The sequence below is a fragment of the Johannesbaptistia floridana genome (assembly GCF_057440575.1).
The window spans coordinates 74608-96539 of the sequence record NZ_JALKVM010000170.1 but is presented as its reverse complement, the minus strand read 5'-3'; the positions used below and the strand labels follow the sequence as shown (position 1 = coordinate 96539).

General features: G+C 37.0%; 14 protein-coding genes. 7 read left to right on the top strand and 7 right to left on the bottom strand.

All coding sequences use genetic code 11. The features are described from left to right. Window positions 1-50: 50 nt before the first annotated feature. From MW688_RS11725 to MW688_RS11715, 3 genes are all read right to left on the bottom strand, one after another. Complete coding sequence (locus MW688_RS11725; RefSeq protein WP_486736164.1) at window positions 51-3098, bottom strand: ATP-binding protein; 3048 nt, start codon at window positions 3096-3098, stop codon at window positions 51-53. 393 nt (window positions 3099-3491) lie between these two features. Continuing rightward, a complete protein-coding gene (gene tsaB, locus MW688_RS11720; RefSeq protein WP_486736163.1) occupies window positions 3492-4112 on the bottom strand; it encodes a tRNA (adenosine(37)-N6)-threonylcarbamoyltransferase complex dimerization subunit type 1 TsaB in 621 nt (206 codons plus the stop codon). Next, window positions 4067-6739, bottom strand: a complete 2673-nt coding sequence (locus MW688_RS11715; protein WP_486736162.1) for a DNA polymerase III subunit alpha — start codon at window positions 6737-6739, stop codon at window positions 4067-4069. The genes tsaB and MW688_RS11715 overlap by 46 nt, the downstream gene beginning before the upstream one ends. A gap of 504 nt (window positions 6740-7243) precedes the next feature. Here MW688_RS11715 and MW688_RS11710 point away from each other — a divergent pair. Continuing rightward, the gene (locus MW688_RS11710) at window positions 7244-10060 is read left to right on the top strand and encodes a choice-of-anchor Q domain-containing protein (RefSeq protein WP_486736161.1); all 2817 of its coding nucleotides are present in this window, start codon (window positions 7244-7246) and stop codon (window positions 10058-10060) included. Window positions 10061-10147: 87 nt separating this feature from the next. Here the strand turns inward: MW688_RS11710 and cobN are convergent, their stop codons facing one another. Then, complete coding sequence (gene cobN, locus MW688_RS11705; RefSeq protein ID WP_486736160.1) at window positions 10148-13795, bottom strand: cobaltochelatase subunit CobN; 3648 nt, start codon at window positions 13793-13795, stop codon at window positions 10148-10150. A 130-nt stretch (window positions 13796-13925) separates the two neighbouring features. Between cobN and MW688_RS11700 the strand changes: the two genes are divergently transcribed. From MW688_RS11700 to MW688_RS11685, 4 genes are read left to right on the top strand one after another with little or no spacing between them, the layout of a single operon-like run. Next, window positions 13926-16244 carry a hybrid sensor histidine kinase/response regulator gene (locus tag MW688_RS11700; protein ID WP_486736159.1) on the top strand — a complete coding sequence of 773 codons (2319 nt, stop codon included), beginning with the start codon at window positions 13926-13928 and terminating at the stop codon, window positions 16242-16244. Further along, on the top strand, window positions 16244-16924 hold the full coding sequence (locus MW688_RS11695; RefSeq protein ID WP_486736158.1) for an N-acetylmannosamine-6-phosphate 2-epimerase: 681 nt from the start codon (window positions 16244-16246) through the stop codon (window positions 16922-16924). Before MW688_RS11700 ends, MW688_RS11695 begins: the two co-directional genes overlap by 1 nt. A 47-nt stretch (window positions 16925-16971) precedes the next feature. Then, the gene (locus tag MW688_RS11690) at window positions 16972-17274 is read left to right on the top strand and encodes an amidase family protein (protein WP_486736157.1); all 303 of its coding nucleotides are present in this window, start codon (window positions 16972-16974) and stop codon (window positions 17272-17274) included. Next, window positions 17267-17851, top strand: coding sequence for a Uma2 family endonuclease (locus tag MW688_RS11685; protein ID WP_486736156.1), 585 nt, complete (start codon window positions 17267-17269; stop codon window positions 17849-17851). Before MW688_RS11690 ends, MW688_RS11685 begins: the two co-directional genes overlap by 8 nt. A gap of 3 nt (window positions 17852-17854) precedes the next feature. Here MW688_RS11685 and MW688_RS11680 read toward each other — a convergent pair whose 3' ends face one another. Together MW688_RS11680 and MW688_RS11675 are read right to left on the bottom strand one after the other, a co-directional pair. Beyond that, window positions 17855-18994, bottom strand: coding sequence for a glycosyltransferase (locus tag MW688_RS11680; protein ID WP_486736155.1), 1140 nt, complete (start codon window positions 18992-18994; stop codon window positions 17855-17857). Between the two features lie 5 nt (window positions 18995-18999). Further along, a complete protein-coding gene (locus tag MW688_RS11675) occupies window positions 19000-19371 on the bottom strand; it encodes a single-stranded DNA-binding protein (protein WP_486736154.1) in 372 nt (123 codons plus the stop codon). 134 nt (window positions 19372-19505) lie between these two features. Between MW688_RS11675 and psb35 the strand changes: the two genes are divergently transcribed. Next, window positions 19506-19694, top strand: coding sequence for a photosystem II assembly protein Psb35 (psb35, locus tag MW688_RS11670; protein WP_486736153.1), 189 nt, complete (start codon window positions 19506-19508; stop codon window positions 19692-19694). On the opposite strand, the gene MW688_RS11665 is transcribed toward psb35, so the two are convergent. Next, window positions 19695-20441 (bottom strand): sulfite exporter TauE/SafE family protein, encoded by a 747-nt coding sequence (locus MW688_RS11665; protein WP_486736152.1) that lies wholly within the window; start codon window positions 20439-20441, stop codon window positions 19695-19697. Window positions 20442-20551: 110 nt separating this feature from the next. Between MW688_RS11665 and gcvT the strand changes: the two genes are divergently transcribed. Further along, window positions 20552-21682 (top strand): glycine cleavage system aminomethyltransferase GcvT, encoded by a 1131-nt coding sequence (gene gcvT, locus MW688_RS11660; RefSeq protein ID WP_486736183.1) that lies wholly within the window; start codon window positions 20552-20554, stop codon window positions 21680-21682. Window positions 21683-21932 lie beyond the last annotated feature (250 nt).

Below are 21932 nucleotides of genomic sequence, written 5' to 3'. Positions count from 1 at the left end.
TTTTTTGGCATTATTGTTTTTGGCATTATTTTTTTGGCATTATTTTTTTGTTAATTTTCATTAACAATAAAATTCTTGAAATTCAGCAAAGTTTCAGGAAGCTGATTCCAATCAAATTCTGTTAATTGTTGATTAAGAAGATTTGTATAAGCCACTAGAGGAGGACAGTTAAACTCCTGGGTAAGTTTTTCTAAGGAATCAATAAAGGTTTCCACTTGATTAATTTCCATAGTCTCCAGTAATGGTTCCCAAATATCTATGGCTATTTGTTTGAGTTTTTGGTTAAAAATTTGTTTTTCAGAGTTAGTTAAAGGGGAAATAATTGGAGTTTGATTATTTACTTGTTGATCTATTTTAGCATTTTCAATTACCAACTTAATCTTGTTGTATAAATCAGCTTCAGTTATGGGCTTACGAATAAACTCTACAGGGATACCTGATAACTGAAAAGTTTCTAGAGAGTTCGTTGAGGCAGTAATAATGATAATTGGAATATGTTTGGTTGCTGGTGAGTTTTTTAGCCTTTTAGTTGCTTCTTCTCCATCCATATTCGGCATCAGTAAATCCATCAAGATTAAATCTGGTTGAATATTTGCAGCCATTTCTAGAGATTCTAAACCATCTTGGGCAAAATGCAAAATATGCGGGGTATCATTCAAATAACCAGCAATTAACTCTCGATTATCAGCAAGATCATCTACTATGAGAATATTAAGAGGCGATAATTCTTTTATACTTATCTTAACATCAGAGTCAACTATTTTTTCAATACTAGTATGTGAAAGAACTTCTACCTTCGGAAAAGTCAGAGTGAAAGTACTTCCTTGGTTGAGTTCGCTGGTTAATTCTAAGCTTCCTTCCATCATTTTGGTTAAACGTTGGCTAATAGCTAAACCTAAACCACTACCCCCAAATTTACGATTACTTTGACCTTTGCTTTGAGTAAAGGGTTCAAAAATATTTATTTGGTCTGCTGAGGAGATACCTATTCCTGTATCCATAATCTTAATTTTTAAACAAATTTGATTATTTTTTGAGAGGAGAATTTTCTCTCCTTCTACTTTTATTTTTACTTGACCCGATTCTGTAAATTTTATCCCATTCCCTACTAAGTTGATTAGAATTTGCCTGAGTCTTACTTCATCTAGGAAGAGACTATCGGGTAAATCTTTAGCTACTTCTAAAGTTAACTGAATTTGTTTTTTTTTGGCTTCTTCTTGGAAAATTTGGTATATTTCTTGAGTTAAACTGTAAATGTTTACTGGTTCATGTTGTAACTCTAGTTTACCTGCTTCAATTTTTGATAAGTCGAGAATATCATTGATTAATCTTAGTAATGTTTTGCCGCTAGTGGCGATCGCTTTTAGATATTCTTGGACTAATGGTTCTTCTTTTCTTGATTGCAGCAATTCTGTAAATCCCAGTATTGCATTCATTGGCGTTCTAATCTCGTGACTCATATTTGCGAGAAATTCACTCTTTACTTGATTAGCTGCTTCAGCTTTTTCTACTGCTAATTCCAAGGCTGTGACAGAAAATTTCACTACTGCTACCATCAAGGCTGTACGTAAATCATTAGCTGCCTCTACCTCTTGTTGAGACCAAGGTAGAGATTTTCCCACTACTTGTTCTTTCCAGATTTGAAAAGATTTACGGGGACATAGTTGCAGTTTTCCTGTGGCATCTACTTTTACTGTATCACTTAGTTTTCCTGCCCAATGTACCGTTTGTAATTGTTCTAGTCTAAAAAATAGTAGATGATATGATACTAAACGGGGTTTTTCTAGCACAATTGATACCACCAGTAATCCTGCCACAGGAGTTGACCAGTTCTGACTTTCTGGATACTCTTCTCTTAGACAGGAGGTTTTCCATGATGTTTCGTATCTTTGTTCTAACAACCATGGTATCATTTTGGCTATTTCAGTTTCCGTTGGTGTTTCACCGAATAATTGATAGTTTTGATCAATGATGATTGCTAAACCTTCGGCTTGAAACATTTTTAACAGTACATTACTATATTTAATTAAGATCTTCTCTACTTGAACTGCTGTTGTAGTTAAAGAATTTCTTAGTTCATTCAATAATTTAGTATTTTTTTGTTGATAGTATCTACGTTCTTGAGTTTGGTTTCTGATTAATTCTAGAGTTGCTGTTTTAGCTAATCCCGACAATGTGATGCGTTCAATGGGATTGATGTATTTAGGTTGGTAATGGTGACAAGCAATTAATCCCCACAATTCTCCTTCGACAATTAAAGAAATTGTCATAGAGCTTGCTACTCCCATATTTTGAAGATATTCTATGTGGGGAGGAGAAACTCCCCTAAAGTATGAAAGACTCAAATCTGTAGATTTTTGAGTTATGGGGTTTTTTGACGGGAATAGAGTCACTGGTTGATAGTTGATTTCTGGAATACAGCGCAGAAGATTTTCTGTGAATATCTCTCTGGATTCTTCGGGAATATCCGTGGCTGGATAGTGTAATCCTAAGTAACTAACTAATTGGGGATTTTTAGCTTCAGCAATTACCACTCCACTGTCATCGAGTAAGAAGCGGTAAATCATTACTCGATCAAAGCCTGTTGTGTGTTTTATTTGTTTAGCTACTACATTGGCCCATTCTTGTGTACTAGTAGTTGCTTCTATAAAAGCGATTCCTTGGTATATGTTTTGGATAAGTTCAGATAGATTATGATTTTCTTCTTCTGAGATTGTTTCTAATTCTAACAGGACTAAATCATCTGTTCGATGCAATCTAATCTGCCAGAGTCTGTTATTAATATTACTAGTTTGATTACAGAGAGATACTTTTAAATTGTGCCGTAAATGTTTTTTAAAGTACTCTACTTGTTTTCTACTAAATAGCTTAGTCAAATCTTCTCCAATCAGTTTCTCTGGAGAAATTCCCATTAAGTCTTCGGTGTTACTACTTACTTGAATAATTTTCAAACTTGGTATTGTTAATATGAAGAGTATTCCATAGGGTTGAATGTGTTCAATGTAGCGAATTGGATAATTTGGACAGGTTTCTGTTTCTAGTTTTTTTAATTGATCATTATTTAAGTTGATTTGTTGATGTTCATCACTATTATTCATGACTGTTTTTTATCTGAAAATATAATTATTTGTACATGTTTTGTTTAAATTTATTTACAATTACAACAATAATTACTATATTGCTTAATTCTTCTGTATAGCCTTACGCATTAAGATTAGTAAATCTTTCTGTTCTTTCCTGTTCTGAAGTTTCCTTTCATTAAATTACTATCTCATAGTATTATAATACTTGATTGATGATAGTTATTATTATTATTATTATTATTATAATACTTATAGCATTTCAAAGGACTCATGAGGTTGTACCTAACTCGGAGCCTCGAAAAGGATAACCTCTGTACCTCACCAGTATGAGAATTGCTATATATCTTTAACTGCTCCCTGTTGCCTGACTTCTGCAAGAAGTCTAATGTTTGTAGAGATTCGAGGATTTTATTTGATTGGATGTTGCCCATAAAAAGGAAGAACTTCTCTCCAATGGGATTTTTTACCCTGTTGCCACTCTAAATAGGCCAATTCTAAAATACTAGCAACTGTCTCTCCAGTCTCAAAAGATACTTTGATTGGTGATTTAGCATTCCCCACTTTTGCTAAAGTTTGCTGCCAAACTTCTTGTTGAATACTGGTTTCAGGAAGATAATTAAGCAATCCAGACTCCTGTAGTTGGTAGATAGCAGCAAATAACTGACCTCTTCTCGCCTCCATCTCTACGGGAATGAGGCTACCATGACTATAGTTGTTTCTTTGGGACCAAACTACTCCCGCTAGAGTAGAAATACCCCAAACAGGAATATTGAGTTGTTGGGCGAGAGTACGAGCTGTAACTACACCAATGCGTGTTCCGGCAAAGCTACCAGGACCTTTAGCTACGGCTAAAAAGTTAATATCAGACCAGGTTTGGGGGGGAAGAAAATCTAAAAGATGTTGATGTAGATGTGTAGAAATTTCTCGGTCTAGAGAGGTTATTTCTACTCGTAAAGGGTTAACAAAATCTCCTAGGCATAGACCTAGACTAGAACTGCTGGTGTGTATGGCAAGGCCGTATTGGTACATATTTTTTTCAATTCTAAGCCGCGATTAAATATTTCTTCAATGGGGAGCATTTGTTGATCTTCGGTCATAAATTTATGATCCGAGGTGGCGTGAATGACAGAACCATCTTCTAAATAATAAGCAAAGATTTCTTGTTCCCCGCGATTATGCCATTGGGCGATCCGTTGAGTGTAAATAAAGCCATGATCATCTACACTGTATACATGACAGTGTAGCTTTTCTTCTACTAATTTGCCGATCGCCACTGGTCCATATTCTACGGTTAATACTTGTGTCTCGTAACTTAAACAGTATTCAGCAAACTTAACCATTTGCTCAAACAGATTTTCTGCAATATCTGATTTTACCCCGTTTTTAGTGGCTCCATCGATAAAAATTTCCCGATGTTTTTCCATTTCGGCTATTTTCTTTTTCCCCATTGCCCGTCTGAGTAAATCTGCTTCTCCCAGGGAATAGCCTGCTAAATCCTGGGCTACTTTCATAATTTGCTCTTGATACACTAAGACGGCGTAGGTTTCTTTTAAGATTGGTTCTAACAAGGGATGTTGATAGGTTATTTTTTCTCTCCCATGTTTGCGATTAATAAATATGGGTATTAAACCTGCATCTAGGGGACCTGGTCTGTAGAGAGCTAGAATTGAGGAGATATCTTCTATGCCTGATGGTTTCAAATCTCTAACTATTTGACGCATTCCTGATGATTCTAATTGAAAAATCCCTTCTAAATCTCCTGCTTCTAGAAGTTTATGGGTTTTTTCCACATCGTCTGGTAATTTTTTCAATTCTCCTTTAGCCAGAATTTGTAATGCTTTTCTTTCTTCGAGGGGGAGAGAGTCTAAATCTAATTCAGCTCCTTTTTGTTGTTTGATTAGTTCTGCTGTTTTTTGAATGGTGGTGAGATTTTTTAATCCCAAAAAGTCCATCTTCAGCAATCCTAGGGATTCTAAATCCTCCATATAGTACTGAGTTATTACGGCGCCATCGTTATTCTTCTGTAGGGGAACGATTTGGTCTAGGGGTTGGGAAGAAATTACTACTCCCGCTGCATGAACCCCGAAGGTTTTGTTGGTTCCTTCGATACGAATCGCCATATCTACCCAGCGTCGTACTCTTGGATCTTGATCATATTTTTGCTTGAATTCTGGAGATGGTGTTTTTTCAGAAATCATTACTTCTAGTTTTGCTGGTTTACCCCGGGAAACTGGAATTAACTTGGCCATCTGGTCTGATTCTGCGTAGGGAATTTCTAGAACTCTCGCTACATCTTTGAGTACTGCTTTTGAGGTTAAACGGTTAAAGGTGATTATTTGGGCTACATTATCTTTGCCATATTTTCTCGTAACGTACTCTATCATCTCTTCTCGTCTTTCGATACAAAAATCTGTATCAATATCAGGCATTGATTTACGTTCTGGATTGAGAAAACGTTCAAATAATAGGCCGTGATGTACTGGGTCAATATTGGTTATTTTTAGTACATACGCTACTAATGAACCTGCTGCTGAACCTCTCCCTGGACCTACTGGAATATTATTATCTCTTGCGTATTTTATATAGTCCCAAACTACCAGAAAATAAGTTGAAAACCCCATTTTCTGCATCATTTTTAGTTCGTATTGTAATCTTTCTTTGTATACTGGATTTATTTCTTCTACACTGCGGCATTTGAGTCTATCTTTTAGTCCTGACCAGGATACTTCTTCTAAATAGCTATCGGCTGTGTGGCCCTTTGGTACAGGATACTCTGGAATTCTTGATTCTCCTGTCAGGTGATATGGTTCGATTTTCTCGGCTACTTCTAGGGTATTGTTAATCGCCTCTTTAATGATTTCTTCTGGTAAATGATCTCGAAATAACTGCTGCATTTCTGCTGCGGATTTCAAGTATTCTGTGCCGCTATAACGCAGTCTTTTTTCTTCAATGATCCTTTTTCCTGTTTGAACGCATAATAGGGCATCATGGGCTTCTACGTCGTAACAGGAGGTGAAGTGAGAGTCGTTGGTTGCTACTATTTTTATGTCTAGCTTCTTAGCTATATTCACTATGGCTAAGTTAACTATTCTGTCTTCTTTTGATCCATGATCTTGTATTTCTAAGTAGTAATCTTCTCCAAAGAGTTTTTTATACCATTTTGCTACTTCTTTGGCTTTTTTTATGTCTCCTGCTAATATGGCTTGGGGTACTTCCCCCCCTAAACAGGCACTAGTCACTATTAACCCTTCTTTATACTCCTCTAATAACTCTTTGTTAATACACGGACGAGCAAATATGCCTTTCCCTTGGATTCCTTGAAGATGAGATATGGTAGTTAACTTGACTAGGTTTTGATATCCTTTGGTGTTTTTAGCTAGGACTACTTGATGGTATTTACGATAACGTTTTTTTTCATTAATTTCTTTTTCAGTAATTTCTCCGTTGATTACATACATTTCATTGCCGATAATGGGCTTAATTCCCTTTTGACGGCAAGTTTTGAATAGTTCAATTGCTCCATACATTACGCCATGATCTGTTAAGGCGATCGCTGGCATTCCTAATTCTACGGCGCGATCTATCAACTGTGGTAGTTGTGATGCTCCGTCTAGTAGGCTATAGTCACTATGGGTATGTAAACCAACAAAAGACATTTATACTTTTTTATGCTTATGACGCTTTTTTTGTTTATCTCGTCCAATTTTAACACAGGTTTTTTATGAAAATATGTTTGTGTAGTTAATAATTTAATTATCAAGTATGTGTAGCCAGATTTTACAGTAAGCCAGAAGATTGAACAGTATTTTAAGATTTATATCTGGAAAGAGTAACGATAGTTTTCTATATATGATTTTGAGGATTTTTAAAAATGCTCCCTATTGTAATTAATGAAATATGCCTAATTTTTTTGAGCATATAATTGGTTAAATTTTTCTTAAGAAGAGAAGGAAAAGTCTATATAAAGTACTTGTACACGTGTATTAGAGGTTAAAGGTGTTATGATATTAGCCGACTCCTAGCTAAATATGCTTATATGAAAAAACAGAGATGTAGTACGATATCTCGGTACTTTTTTTCTTTTTAGTCTTGACCAAATAAAAATAATTGATATAATCAAGTTTTAAGTTATATAAATAAAAGCTACAAATCTTAAAGTTATGTCTAACACTGTAGATTCTCTCAATTCCGCTTTAACTTCTGTTAAAGACAAATTACAACTCTTTGCTCAAGAAGGAAAATTTAACCAAACTAATTTAGAGCCTGTTTTTGGATCTAACACTGACAGGGAAGCCATCAACGCTATCTCCCAAAAACTCCTAGAAGGTAATTTTGATTGGTTACCAGAAATAGAAGTAAAACCAGCAAGTGAAATAGCAAGAGTTCTAGGGGCTTATGTAGATACTATAGATATAATTTATCTTTCTGAGGGATTACTAAATGGTGGGGAGCAAGGGCAGATTGAAGCTGTGTTACTAGAAGAAATTGGTCATGCCCTCGATACCAGAGTGAATACTGTTGATACTCCTGGGGATGAAGGAGACTTCTTCTCAAGGATGGTTCTTGGTTTTCACTTAAATCAAACAGCAGGAGAAAATCCATACCCAGAAAATGATCAAGTAGAATTAGTAATTGACGGGATACCAACAACGGCAGAAGCAAGTAAATTGGTAGTAACTACCAATTTGGATGTAGTCAATAATGCAGACGGAGTCCTTAGTCTGCGAGAAGCTCTTCTCTCTTCTAGCAATGGGGCTAAAATAACTTTCGCGTCTAATCTCAAAGGCCGAACTATTAATTTGCAAAATTCAGAATTATTGATTAACAAATCTGTAAAAATAGATGGGGATATAGATGGCGATAATAATAGCGATATAACTATCGATGGAAATAACCGTTCTCGAATCTTAACAATTGATAATAATAATTTTTTCAACTACGCCAATGTGGAATTAAATGGGGTAAATTTAGTAAATGGTCGTAGCGATAGTAGTGGTGGTGCTATTTACAATCTAGAAAATCTCTCTATTACTAATAGCAGCATTAGTGGTAACCAAGCAAATACTTATGGTGGTGCTCTCGCTAGTTTTAATGGTATATTGACAATTAGTGACAGCACTATTACCAGAAACAGAGCAAATTATAGCGGTGGTGGAGTTGTTAACCGCGCTGGAAACGTAAATATTAATCGCAGTACTATTAGCGATAATTCTGCGGCTATATTTGGCGGTGGCTTCACTAACTACAATGATAATTTATTTGTGGTGCAAACCACTGTTAATATCACTGATAGCAGTATTAGTGACAACACAGCCAGAAGAAATGCTGGGGGAATAATGAATTATGGTGGTAAATTTAAAATTGACAACAGTACTATTAGTGGTAACTCCGTAGGTCAAGAAGCAGGCGGGATTGATAATTTCGATGGTCTTCTAGATGTTACGAATAGTACAATTAGTGGTAACACTGCTAGAGAAAGTGGTGGTGCAATTAGCAACGATTATTTTGCTGTAACCAATATTGAGAATAGTACGATTACCCAAAACTCTGCGAGGAATGGGGGAGGGATTATTAATGATATTCGCAGTACAACAAATCTGACTTCAAGCATTGTTTCAGGGAATCGGAACAATGATCTAGATGGTAACACACTAGCATTAGTTAGTAGAGGAAATAACCTGATTGGAACAGGTCGTGGCCTTGAAAGATTTAATCAAAGAGGAGATATTACTAATAATCAAGATCCTGGTTTAGAACCTCTAAGAAATAATGGAGGCCGTACTCAAACTCACGCTCTCAGACCAAATAGTCCAGCTATTGATGGAGGAAGTAATCCCAATAACCTGAGAACAGATCAACGAGGTGAAACCAGAGTGGTTGGATCTGGAATTGATATTGGAGCTTTTGAACATAATCTTTCTAGTAACCCCAATCCTCCTAGTAACCCCAATCCTCCTAGTAACCCCAATCCTCCTAGTAACCCCAATCCTCCTAGTGACCCCAATCCTCCTAATAATCAAGTAAGTCTAAGAGTTAATCCCAGATCTGTTTCAGAAGACGATAATAGAAATATAGAATACGTTTTCTCTCGTACAGGAGATCTCAGTCAACCACTGTTGGTAGAATTTGAGGTGGGCGGAGATGCAGTTTATAACCAAGACTATACCCAAAGGGGTGCTAATAACTTTAATAGGTCTCAAGGTAGAATCAATTTTAGCAGAAATGAATCGACAGCAATTTTGACTATAGATCCTAAAGCTGATTCAAATGTTGAATCAGATGAGGAAATACAATTAACACTATCAAATGGTCGAGGTTACGATGTTATCACAAATCAACCATTAACCGCAGTTATCGAAAATGATGATTTCCCAGTTTTTAGCATCGATAACTTAATAGTCATTGAGGGAGATAATGGTTTCACAAAAGCAGATTTTACTGTAACTCTATCAGATCCAATTCAAGAAGAAGTAAACATCCCCTATGAGACTAGAGCCTTTAATACGGCCAGAGAATCAGAAGACTTTAGACCTACCTCAGGTGTTTTAACCATACCACCTGGTCAAACCGAAGGTAAAATTTCAGTTTTCGTTAGAGGGGATACCAGAAGAGAGAATGATGAAATATTCAAGGTTAGACTAGAAGACTCAGATAATGCTTTATATGACCGTAGAAATGCTATTGTTAGAATTGTCAATGATGATGAGTTAGGAAATGGTCCCTATCCATGGTGGCTGCAAAGATACTTTGAATCATCAGGATCTGTGAATGTTTTTAGTATTGGTGGTGGATCAAATACAGGTGGTATTGAAGACTTTATGTTCATCGGAGATTCACTAGAAGTTTTAGCTTTTGAGCAAGGGCTTGGTAGTTCTTCTAACTCTGGAGGAATCACCAATATAGAATCGTTGAATACCTCATCATTAGCCGCCGATGAACTTTCGAGTGTAACTGATATTACTCCTTCTGTTATTTAGGGTTTTCTCAAACTTGGGGTTTTAAAAACTCGCTCTATAGGGGCGAGTTTTTGTTTTTGTCTTATGGCGTTAGGAAATATTAACAGCTTAATATTCTTCAATAACTGCTTCAACTTCATGGACGATTTCACCTAAGGAATCCAGCATTTTTTGACTTGCATGTTTCCATAAACCCCTTTGTTGTGCTTCTAAAAGCCTTTCGGCGATGTCTCTCAAAGCCCAGGGATTGTGCTGAATCATAAACTTCTGTACTTTTTTGTCTAACACGTAAGCTTCTGTTACTCCCGCATAAATATGATCTGGTACACAATTAGTGGTAGCATCGTAGGCAAATAAATAATCTACTGTTGCTGCCATCTCAAAGGCACCTTTGTAACTATGACGCATTACACCATTGATCCACTTAGGATTGACTACGCGAGAGCGATACACTCTGGCTATTTCTTCACTTAATTTACGCACTCGTGGCTGTTGTGGTAGAGAATTATCTCCAAAATAAACTTGAGGATTTTTTTTGGCGATCGCTCGCACTGCGGCGGTAAGTCCCCCTTGGAATTGGTAGTAGTCGTCGGAATCTAGGAGATCGTGTTCTCGATTATCTTGATTGTGCAGGACTATTTGTAACTGTTGTAAACGCTCTTGAAAAGCTTCCGGCGCTGCCTTCGCTTTTACTCCTTGGTTATAGCTGTAGGCATAGCAACTCCAGTTCAGATATGCTCTCGCTAAATCTTCTTCATTTTCCCAGTTTTGTCCTTCTATAAGTCCTTGTAAACCTGCTCCATAGGCCCCTGGTTTAGAACCAAAAATACGGTACCGCGATCGCTCTTTTGCTTCATCTTCTTTTAATCCTCTTGCTTGCCATTCCGCTGATTCTGCCTTTACTTTCGCCGCTAGGGGGTTCTTTTCTGGTTCTTCTTTTAGGCTTGACACCACAGCGATCGCTTGATACAATATACGTAGTAAATTAGGAAAACTGTCTCTAAAAAATCCTGAAACTCGTATAGTTACATCCACACGAGGACGTCCTAACCCTTCTAGTGTAAGGACTTCAAAATCAACCACCCTCCCATTACTCGCTTCCCAAATTGGCCGCACACCCAACAAAGCTAGTACCTCCGCCACATCATCTCCTCCGGTGCGCATAGTGGAAGTTCCCCAGATAGAAATAGCTAAACTTTGAGGGTATTCCCCATTTTCTTGGGTATAGCGCTCAATTACCGCCTCTGCTGCCTTTCTACCTACGTCCCAGGCGGTTTGAGTGGGAATAGCTCGAATATCAACACTATAAAAGTTGCGACCTGTGGGTAAAACTTCAGGACGTCCCCGGGTGGGCGCTCCCGAAGGACCACTGGGAACATATTCCCCGGATAAACCTTTGAGTAAAGAGTTAATTTCCTGGTCTGTCGCCTGTAGATTAGGAAGTAAATGAGTTTGAATCCAGCGCAATTCTTGACTAGTTTCTCTACCAGGGGAAGGAGAAAAAGCCTCATTAGCTAGTAACTGTTCTACCCAAATATTGGCCATGGCTTCTAAATCAGCAACCTCAGGACTAGGTACTAGGGGATCTAAATTTAACCCCCTATCTTTAGCTATAGCCGTAGTTAAACCGACTCTAGACCCACTAGGAAAACGGGAGATAGCTATAATTAAATCTCTCAATTGTCTTCCTTGAGGGGAAACCCCGAGAATATGTAAACCGTCTCTAATTTGGGCTTCTTTTAACTCACACAAATAACCATTAGCTTGATTTAAAAATTCTTCTAGAGGAATTGACTGAATACTCTCTAAACCTAAATCTTGATTTAACTGGGATTTATTGACTAATTCGGTGATTTTGGTCCCAATTAAGGGTAATCGATTTGGATCTAAACTTTGGGCTTGATGATACTCATCCATTAACAATTCTAATTGCTGCAACGAACCATATAACTCAGCCCTAGTTAAGGGAGGAGTCAAATGGTCTATAATTACAGCATGGCTGCGTCGCTTGGCTTGAGAACCTTCACCTGGGTCATTTACAATAAAAGGATAAAAATGAGGTAAAGGACCTAAACAAATCTCGGGATAACAATCTCTACTCAAAGCAATACTTTTACCTGGTAACCATTCTAAATTACCATGTTTACCTATATCTACAATTGCTTGAGCTTTCCATACCTCTTTTAACCAAAAATAGTAAGCTAAATAATCATGGGTGGGTTCTAAATCAGGGGCATGATAGTTTAAACTAGGATCTGCGTCATAACCTCTAGATGGTTGAATCCCAATAAAAATATTTCCTAATTGTAACCCGGGAATGCCTATGGCTTCTGTGGGTGGATTTCCCCAACGATTCTTTACTTGGATTTGCACAGATTCTGGTAAAGTAGAAAAATACTCTTGATATTTCTGATGACTAAGACTTTGATTAGCTCTTTCTATGCTGTTGGTTTCTGGATCGTTTGTCATTCCACTAATTAAACTTTCTATTAAAGCTGTCACCGATACAGGTATCTCCCCTACTTGATATCCCCCTTTGGCTAAACACAGTAGAATCTCTAAACAAGATGCTGGCGTGTCTAAACCAACACCATTAGCAATCCTACCGTTACGATTGGGATAATTAGCTAAAATTAAAGCTATTTTTCGTTCATTTGCTTCTGTTTGTTTTAATTTCAACCAATTAAGAGTTAAATCAGCTACAAATTCTACTCTATCTCTTTGAGGCTTATGAATAACTACTTCTGTTTCTAACTGTGGCTGCCAAGTTTCTACTGACTTGAAAGAAATTGCGCGACTAATTATACGACCATCTATTTCAGGTAGTGCTACATTGATTCCCATATCTATGGGATTTAAGCCTTGAAAACTATTTTGCCACTGGGACTCAGTACTACTGCTTAAAATTACTTGTAAAATGGGAATATTGATTTTTTCCCAGTAATTTGTGCTCATAGTTTCGCTAATCTTATTGAGAGAAAAACTGGTAGTATTTAAAATTAGCTGAATATTAGCCAAATAAGTTAATAATTGCTGTTGAACTTCTGGATCTCTTAAGGAGGCTATAAAAATAGAAATAGGGTTGATATTTCTCTCTATCAATGCTTGATATAAAGCATCAATTGCTAGTAGATTCCCCGCTAGGTAATGAGACCGATAAAATAAAATTGCAACAGAGTTATTAATTGGGGTTATATTAGTAGCAAAATTTTGGTAAACTCCAATCAAAGGAATGGTTTGAGGTGTAGGCGGTTGATAATTGGTTTTAAAAGTAATATCGCTTATGTATTTTAAACCGTTGGCTAAATTTTCTCTGCCTCCCTCGATGAAATAACGCCACAATTGATTGACTTGGGCTAAAGAAACGGTAGAATGACTCATTAATTCGGGATCTGGTTGATTGTCTCCCGGTAACACTATTAATTTAGCTTCGTTTGTCTCTACAATTTCTTTGACTACTTCTAAACCATAAGACCAATATGATCTTCCTCCGAGTAAACGGAGGATAATTACTTTGGCTTTACTTAATACAGTATCTGCATAAGTATCTATACTTAATTGTTGCTGTAATTGTAGGAGATTAACCGCGCGAATTGAGGGGAAGTTTGTAGGTAATAAATTTAAACAGGCGGCTAAAGTTTGAATATCAGTATCAGCGGCAGTGAGGAGAATAATTGAAGCGGGATTTTGTTCGATAAATATAACTCCATCACTGTCAAAACTATCATCTCTGTATATACTAGTAATTTTGTGCATAGATAAAACTTAATAATTCTTAACAAACTATCTTTAAAAAAGATTAGAATAATAGAGAAAGGAGAAAATATGAGGGATGCTTTAGTTATTAACGGGACTAACTAGACAAGTTTTCACAACAGCATCTAAAATGTTTAATTCTCCTAATTTTATCTTAAATCGGATATTGCCTAAAGCCAAGTTTGAAGAACTTTGTGGCTTGTGGAATCAAATGTTAAAAATCTCTCAAGCAGAGGGAGAAGAGGCTATTTTAATTACTGAGGAAGATTTATTTAGCCCAAAAAAAGAAAATCAACAGCAGGCTAACGAATATCTCTCTCTTTTACTATGTCAGGAATTTAGCGCTTGTTTACTGGGTTATGAGGAGAAGGTTAACTCTTGTAATTATCAGGTAACTATGACTCTAGAACCTTTGGCGATCGCCGATACTGTGAAAAAACTGGAACCTCAACTAGAGAATAATCCTCTATTACTTCAACGTATTCGGGAAATTAATTATACACAAACAGCTAGTGATCACAATCTGTTTAATCAATTTATAATTGAGTTACTGGAAATTCTGACCCCGGAATGCGGTCACTTCGCTTGCACCCGAGAGTTAAAATCCGGGGAACGGATGACTCCCCATACAGAGGAAATTTACCCAGCTAAAAGCCATTATTCCCGTTTTTGCCAATCTTCTGTGGATCAAGCTTTGTATCATCAACAGGAACAAACGAGAATTTTAAACCAAGTTACCATGCAAATTAGCCAAAATCTAGATTGGTTAATTATTCTTCAAAAAACCGTGGAACAGGTACAAGATTTATTACAGTTAGATCGCCTCGTGATTTATCAGCTAGATGTGGAGATAGAAGATCCCGAAACGGGAGTCAAACAACTAGTTGATACAGTTACCTATGAGGCTAAAGCTTCTGAAGAAATTAGTTCGATTTTACACTTCCATGATGAATCTTGTTTTGCTGATTCTCCTCAGCAACGAAGTAAATACCGCAAAGGCTTTAGCTTGGCAATTAATGACACTCAAACTAATACGGATTTATCTCCCTGTTTAAAGGTTTTGATGGAACGCTTACAAGTTAAGGCGAAAATTGTTACTCCTATTTTGGTAGAAGGCAAGATTTGGGGTTTCTTGATTGCCCATCAATGTCATACACCTCGGAATTGGACGGAAAATGAAATTCAATTTCTTCGTTATCTAGCTGAACATTTGGCGATCGCCGTTTACCAAAATCAAAGTTATCAACAATTACAAAATCAAAAACAACAATTAGAATTACTTGTCAATCAACGGGCACAAGAATTAAGAGATGCTTTACTCGCCGCGCGGGTTGCTAATCAATCTAAGTCTGAATTCCTCGATAGTATGAGTCATGAATTCCGTACTCCTCTTACTTGTATAATTGGATTGTCTGGAACAATGTTGCATTGGAGTGGAGAAAAATCTCCTTTTTCTGTGGATAAGCAACGCCAATATTTAGAAAGCATTCAAAACAATGGGCGAAAACTATTGGATTTAGTGAATGATTTGCTTTATTTTTCCCAAGTTAACGCAGGGAAATCCGCTTTAAAAATCACAGAAGTTTCTCTAAGGCATTTGTGTCGTTTGGTGATGAATCATTTTAGCTCTCAAGCCAAACAACAGAAAATTGCTTTAGAATTAGATTTAGAGGTTAAATCAAACGGCGATCGCCTCTGGACGGATCCCGAAAGAGTGGAACAAATTCTCTTACACTTACTTGATAATGGGCTTAAATTCACTCAATCCCCAGGAAAAGTAACTTTGAGAGTTCGCTATGCTGACAATCAAGCAATTTTTCAGGTAGAAGATACTGGAATTGGTATTTCTGAACAGGAACTCCCTCAGTTGTTTGAGAATTTTCGACAGTTAGAGAGAACCCGCATACGTCACTATAGTGGTACCGGATTAGGTTTAGCTTTGACAAAACAGTTAGTAGAATTACTTAATGGTGTAATTGAGGTGGAATCTAGTCCTGGAAATGGTTCTATCTTTACTGTGCGCTTACCCAATCAGTTTGATTTAGTCTCTAATTTACCATCATTACCCCCTACAGGAGGTTTAAACATCACTCAACCACATACAATTGTTCTTGTAGAGCAAGATGAAGAGGTTGCTACTTTAGTTTGTGAATTACTTACCGTTGCTGATTATCAAATTATTTGGTTAGTTGATGGGGCAACAGCGGTAGAACAAATGGAAGTTTTAGAACCTAGTATTGTTATTCTAAGTCAAGATTTGCCAGATGTTTATGAAATTAGTCAAGTTTTAAAAAATATTAACAGAATTGATAAAATCAAAGTTTTAGTCCTCAGTAGTCGGATGAGTGCCAAAGATTGGGAATATTTGTCACTGAATATCATTGATGACTATATAGCTAAACCGATAGAACCAAGTTTATTATTAGAAAAAATTAATTCCTTGGCGTGATGAAAAATAAGTTAAGATCATCTTTCAAATCTCAGGTAATTGTATCCTGTCAAGCGCCTATTGATTCTCCTCTACATCAACCGGAGATAATTGCGGCAATCGCCCAAACTTGTGTAAAAAGAGGCGCTGTTGCTGTAAGAATAGATACTCCTGCCCATATTCACGCGGTCAAGGCAAAAATCCCCCATATTCCGGTGATTGGTTTGTGGAAGCGAGAATACCCAGATTCTTCTGTTTATATTACCCCCACTAGGCAAGAAGTAACTGGTCTTCTGGCTACAGAAGCTGAGATTATTGCTATTGATGCCACCACCAGAAAACGCCCTGGTAATCATAGTTTGTCTGAATTGATAGAACAAATACATCAAGGGGGAAGACTAGTTATGGCAGACATAGATAGTATCGAAAGTGCTATGAATGCAGCAGATTTGGGCGCTGATATAATTAGTACTACTATGTATGGGTATACAGAAGCGACTAAAAATTTCTCTCCTCCGGCTTTTGCACTTCTGCCACAATTGACTACTAGGCTTTCTCTGCCAGTTATTTGTGAGGGGGGAATCGCTACCCCGGAAATGGCAGGAGAGGCGATATCTCTGGGTGCCTACTCTGTAGTTGTTGGTACTGCTATTACTGGGATTGATCATCATGCTGCTCGTTTTTGCTCTTTTTTTGCATAAGTAATAGTAAATTATTTTTCAAATATCTAACATTGCTTTTGTGGGCAGTGTCATTCTCTGTAGCACCTATACCAGCTTTTACTCATCGTCAGTATGGTGAACCTATTGAAATTGATCGCCAACAGTTTCCCTACTTACAAGCCATTGGGGCTTATACTACGCTGTTTAATTTAGGCGGTAATCCTGTAGTGGTAATTCCTTGGAGTAAATCTCAAGATAATTTACCAATTGGAGTGCAGTTAGTGGGAAAAAGAGGAAGCGATTATCAACTTTTGGCGATCGCCGCACAATTAGTTCAAGCTATGGATAAAATAAAAGATGATCACGATTTTCTGAAGATAAATGGTTAATCTGCCCCTGACTTTGGATATAAGTACGGTAAACATAACAGATGAACAATTTTATCATCTGGCGATCGCTAATCAAGAGCTACGGATGGAACGCACCGCTACAGGAAGTTTAATTATTATGGCACCAGTTGGGGGATATAGTGGCAACCAAGAATTGGAATTTGGTGCAGATTTAACCCTTTGGAATCGTCAAACTAAGCTAGGAAAGGTATTTAGTTCTTCAACTATTTTTAGGCTACCAGGAGGCGGCGATCGCTCTCCTGATGCGGCTTGGGTGGAGTTATCTCGCTGGGAAAATTTAACCCTTCAAGAAAAACGTCGGTTTCCTCCCATTGCACCTGATTTTGTTTTAGAATTACGTTCTTACACTGATTCTCTAACCACTCTGCAAGCCAAAATGCAGGAGTATATAAGTAGTGGTGTACGCCTAGGATGGTTATTTAATCCTCAAGCTCAACAGGTTGAGATCTACAGATTAAAACAAGATAAAGAAATTAGACTCTTACCTACTCAATTATCAGGGGAAGAAGTCTTACCTGGATTTATCTTATCTGTAGAGAGATTCTCAGAAATTTGATGCCTAGTGCCAAGTTAATATAGACTTTTCTACAAACTCACAATAGGATTGAGCAAAAACACTCCTATCAAACCTTTCTGCCTGTTGACGACAATTATCTGGAGATATTTGATCTTGCTGCTGCAAAAACAGATTAACCCCCTCAATCACACCTTGAGTGGTTTGGGGAGAAAAAAGTACTCCTGTGGCTTGATTTGGATTCTCCCTCACATCTATAACTGTTTCTAAAGCTCCACCACCAGCATAAGCTATTACTGGAGTACCACAAGCTTGGGCTTCCACTATAGCAATACCAAAATCCTCTATAGCTGCATAGACAAAGGCTTTTGCTGACTTGAGATATTTACTTACTACCTGATTAGATTGACTCCCCAATACTTCCACATTAGCTTTAGCTAACTTACGAATCTGGGGAAGTTCTGAACCAGATCCAATTACTACTAGAGGCTTCTCTAATTGATTAAATGCTTCTACTATTAAACTAACTTTTTTATAGCTAACTAAGCGAGATACCACGACAAAAAAGTCTTCTTTTTCCGAAGTTAATTCAAATCGAGTTAAATCTACTGGAGGATAAATCACCGTCGCCGGACGACGATAGCACCTCCAAATACGACGAGCGGTATGTTGAGAATTAGCGATAAAATAATCCACTCGCTGGGCTGAAATTACATCCCACAGGCGCAATCGGTGCAGTATATAACGAGTGAAAATACCCATAACCCCTTTTCCTAAAGGACTACTATTTAAATAGTCAAAGGTTAAGTCCCAAGCATAGCGCATTGGTGTATGACAATAACATATATGCAGTTGCTCGGGAGTGGTGAGAATCCCCTTAGCTACGGCGTGGGAAGAGGAGAGAATTACTTGATATGAAGATAAATCAAGTTGTTCAATAGCTATGGGTAATAGGGGTAAGTATTTTTGCACCCCATTTCTAGCTAGGGGCAATTGTTGTAAAAATGTTGTGCCAATTTGACGCTGATACAAATAACTTTGGGGGTTAACTGATTCAAAATCAATTAAAGCGTAGAGATCAGCGTCTATATTACTTAATATTTCTTGTACTACTAGCTCGGAACCTCCTTTAGCTTCAGGGGTTAACCATTCGTGTACTAAGGCATACTTTAGGTTATCGGTCAATTTTCTCAAAATTCTGATTCTGCTTGGGCATAATTACTATCTTGATTTAATTGATTATCTCTTTTTGAGCCTAGTAAGTCTAGTCTAGTTACTCTAATCACTGGCTTAGATCTGAGTGTGCCTGTATTGCGATCGCTCCAAGTCTCTATTTTCAACGACCCCTGTATCCCAATTAAACTACCTTTACGAACATAATTAGCTGCTACTTCCGCTGTTTTATCCCAAATCTCTAAATTAAACCAGTCTGGTTCATCGCTTTTACTCGTAGGTCTATTTACTGCCATTGTTAAATTACAAACTACTTTCCCCGATTCAAAGTAGCGAATTTCTGGATCTCTGCCTGCACGTCCTACTAAATTTACCATGTTGATACTCATTAAACTTTCCTCCACATTAGTACAAAAATACTGTTATCTTATTTATTTTAACTAATTTTTGCACCTCGATTCATCGAATGTGTACAAGTTTTTGGTAAAATAATGAAAATTTAACCACAATAAACTTGTCTACTATGTACTTATTCGCAGAAACCGCCGCTACTGGTGGTGTTCCAGTTTATTTTATCGCCGTTTATGTAATAGGATTTATTGCAGCAGTAACTGTTGGTTCTATTGCTTGGTATAACTCTAAACGGCCTCCTGGATGGGAAGACAAAGAACGTCCTGATATAGTTCCTGAGATAGATCAAGATAAAGAATAACTATAAGAATAAACTAACATTCCAAAAGGTCCTTTCTTGCCAGAGAATAAAGATACCACTCAAAGCAACAAAAGCAAGGACAACTTGTTTAAATTGTTGCTGAGTCATTCTTTCTAAAATTATCTTCCCTAGCCAATTTCCTGGAAAAGCAGCTAAACCCATAAGTAAACCATAACTAATATGAGAACCACTCAAAGCACCTAGGGCACCATAAGTTATTATTTTAATTAGATGCACTACAATCATGTGGGTTGATTTAGTAGCAACCATAGTTTCTTTATCAAGTCCATAGTTGAGATAAAATGTATTTAACAGGGGACCAACACTACCTAAAAGCCCTGATAAAAAGGCATAAATAAAACCTCCTGGCAAAAAATACCAAGCTTTTACCTTAAATAAGTGCTCAGTTTTACCCCAACTACTGGTAAGACTCGAAACAATCAAAAAAAATCCTAGTAAAATCATCATTCCTTGTGCTTCGGTTTGAGTAAAAATAAAAGCACCAAGGCTACCACCAATCACAGCGCCTGGTAAATACCAAATTAATAATTCCCAGTTGACTTTTTGCCAGTAAAGAAATACCCTTTGACTATTACCACAGAGCATACTGATGGTAATAATGGGAGGAATAGCGGTAGCCTCAACAAAAAAGCTTAGTACTGGAATCAAAATCAGAGGACTCCCTCCTCCTGTTAAACTACTGAGAAACCAACCTAAGATACTTGTTAATGTTAAAGTTACAACCATGAATATTTATTAAACTAATTTTGTTAAACCAAAGATATCTATAGTATATTTTAAAATATTAAATTTTTGTTAAGAAATTAAAAATAACAGTGACTCAATCAAAAGAATCAATGTCTCAAAATCTGCGGCGAACTCCCCTATACAACCTCTCCGAGGCTCAAAAAGCCCGTTTTACTCCATTCTCTGGCTGGGAAATGCCTGTACAATATCAAGGGTTAAAACAAGAACACTTGGCAGTACGTACAGCAGTTGGTATGTTTGATATATCTCACATGGGTAAGTTCTTACTCTCAGGAGAAAATCTCCGGCAAGAGTTAAACTATCTTATTCCTTCAGATATTAGTGAGTTAAAACCAGGAGAAGCTCAGTATAGTCTATTGTTAAATCAACAAGCAGGTATTCTTGATGACATCATTTTTTACTACCAAGGCCAAAATAACCAAGGTTTAGAAACAGGTGTGATTATTGTCAATGCAGCGACAACCTCTAAAGATAAAGCCTGGTTATTGAAAAATTTAGATAGTAATCAAGTAAAATTAGAAGATGTCACGGAGGGACAAGTATTAATCGCTCTCCAAGGACCACTAGCTGTAGATAAATTAGAAAGTATAGTGGGAGAAAATTTAGCAGCAATCCCCTTGTTTGGACATATAACTACTAAACTAGGTGATGATGAGGTATTTATCGCCCGTACTGGTTATACAGGGGAAGATGGCTTTGAGATTATGCTACCATCAACAGCAGGACAAGAATTGTGGCTCACGCTTCTCAAGCTTGAGGTTACCCCCTGTGGTTTAGGATCTCGGGATACTCTACGCTTAGAAGCGGCTATGGCCTTATACGGCCAAGATATCGATGAAACAACTACTCCCCTAGAAGCAGGTTTAAAGTGGTTGATAGATTTAGAGCAAAAAACTGATTTTATCGGTAAAGAAAGCCTGGTTAAACAAATGAATGAAGGGGTTAAACGCCGTTTAGTGGGTTTAACGATGGAAGGAAGACAAATTGCCCGCCATGACTATCCTATTGTTTCTGAAGGGAAAATAGTTAGTAAAGTGACTAGTGGGACACTCTCTCCTACCCTGAATCAGGCGATCGCCCTGGCTTATTTACCGACTTCTTTTAGTAAAGTTGGTCAGGAAGTAGAAGTAGAAATTCGTGGTAAATTATATCCAGCTAAAGTAGTTAAAAAGCCTTTTTATCGTTCCAAGACGCGAGCAAAAGTTAAAAAGCTTAATTAAATAAATTTAAATATATGATATTTTTTAGTATATTTAATTAGGTAAATCCATCATTTTCAAGGTTTTTTAATTAGGCTTTTAAGTTTTTACACTTAGAAGCTTATTTTTATCTAAATTAATAGTTAATAAGCTAGTAAGTTATTTTGAAAAAAATAGCTTCACAAATAATTTAATGAAACTACTTAAAGTAAATATTAAAAAAAATATAAAAAACACAGAACAGGATAAAAAAAACCTAACTATGCAGTAA

Coding starts and splice junctions, on each gene's coding strand:
- tsaB (WP_486736163.1), bottom strand. CDS start 4,112: ATGTACCAATACGGCCTTGCCATACACACCAGCAGTTCTAGTCTAGGT.
- gcvT (WP_486736183.1), top strand. CDS start 20,552: ATGTCTCAAAATCTGCGGCGAACTCCCCTATACAACCTCTCCGAGGCT.
- MW688_RS11695 (WP_486736158.1), top strand. CDS start 16,244: ATGAAAAATAAGTTAAGATCATCTTTCAAATCTCAGGTAATTGTATCC.
- psb35 (WP_486736153.1), top strand. CDS start 19,506: ATGTACTTATTCGCAGAAACCGCCGCTACTGGTGGTGTTCCAGTTTAT.
- MW688_RS11700 (WP_486736159.1), top strand. CDS start 13,926: ATGTTTAATTCTCCTAATTTTATCTTAAATCGGATATTGCCTAAAGCC.
- MW688_RS11710 (WP_486736161.1), top strand. CDS start 7,244: ATGTCTAACACTGTAGATTCTCTCAATTCCGCTTTAACTTCTGTTAAA.
- cobN (WP_486736160.1), bottom strand. CDS start 13,795: ATGCACAAAATTACTAGTATATACAGAGATGATAGTTTTGACAGTGAT.
- MW688_RS11685 (WP_486736156.1), top strand. CDS start 17,267: ATGGTTAATCTGCCCCTGACTTTGGATATAAGTACGGTAAACATAACA.
- MW688_RS11715 (WP_486736162.1), bottom strand. CDS start 6,739: ATGTCTTTTGTTGGTTTACATACCCATAGTGACTATAGCCTACTAGAC.
- MW688_RS11725 (WP_486736164.1), bottom strand. CDS start 3,098: ATGAATAATAGTGATGAACATCAACAAATCAACTTAAATAATGATCAA.
- MW688_RS11675 (WP_486736154.1), bottom strand. CDS start 19,371: ATGAGTATCAACATGGTAAATTTAGTAGGACGTGCAGGCAGAGATCCA.
- MW688_RS11665 (WP_486736152.1), bottom strand. CDS start 20,441: ATGGTTGTAACTTTAACATTAACAAGTATCTTAGGTTGGTTTCTCAGT.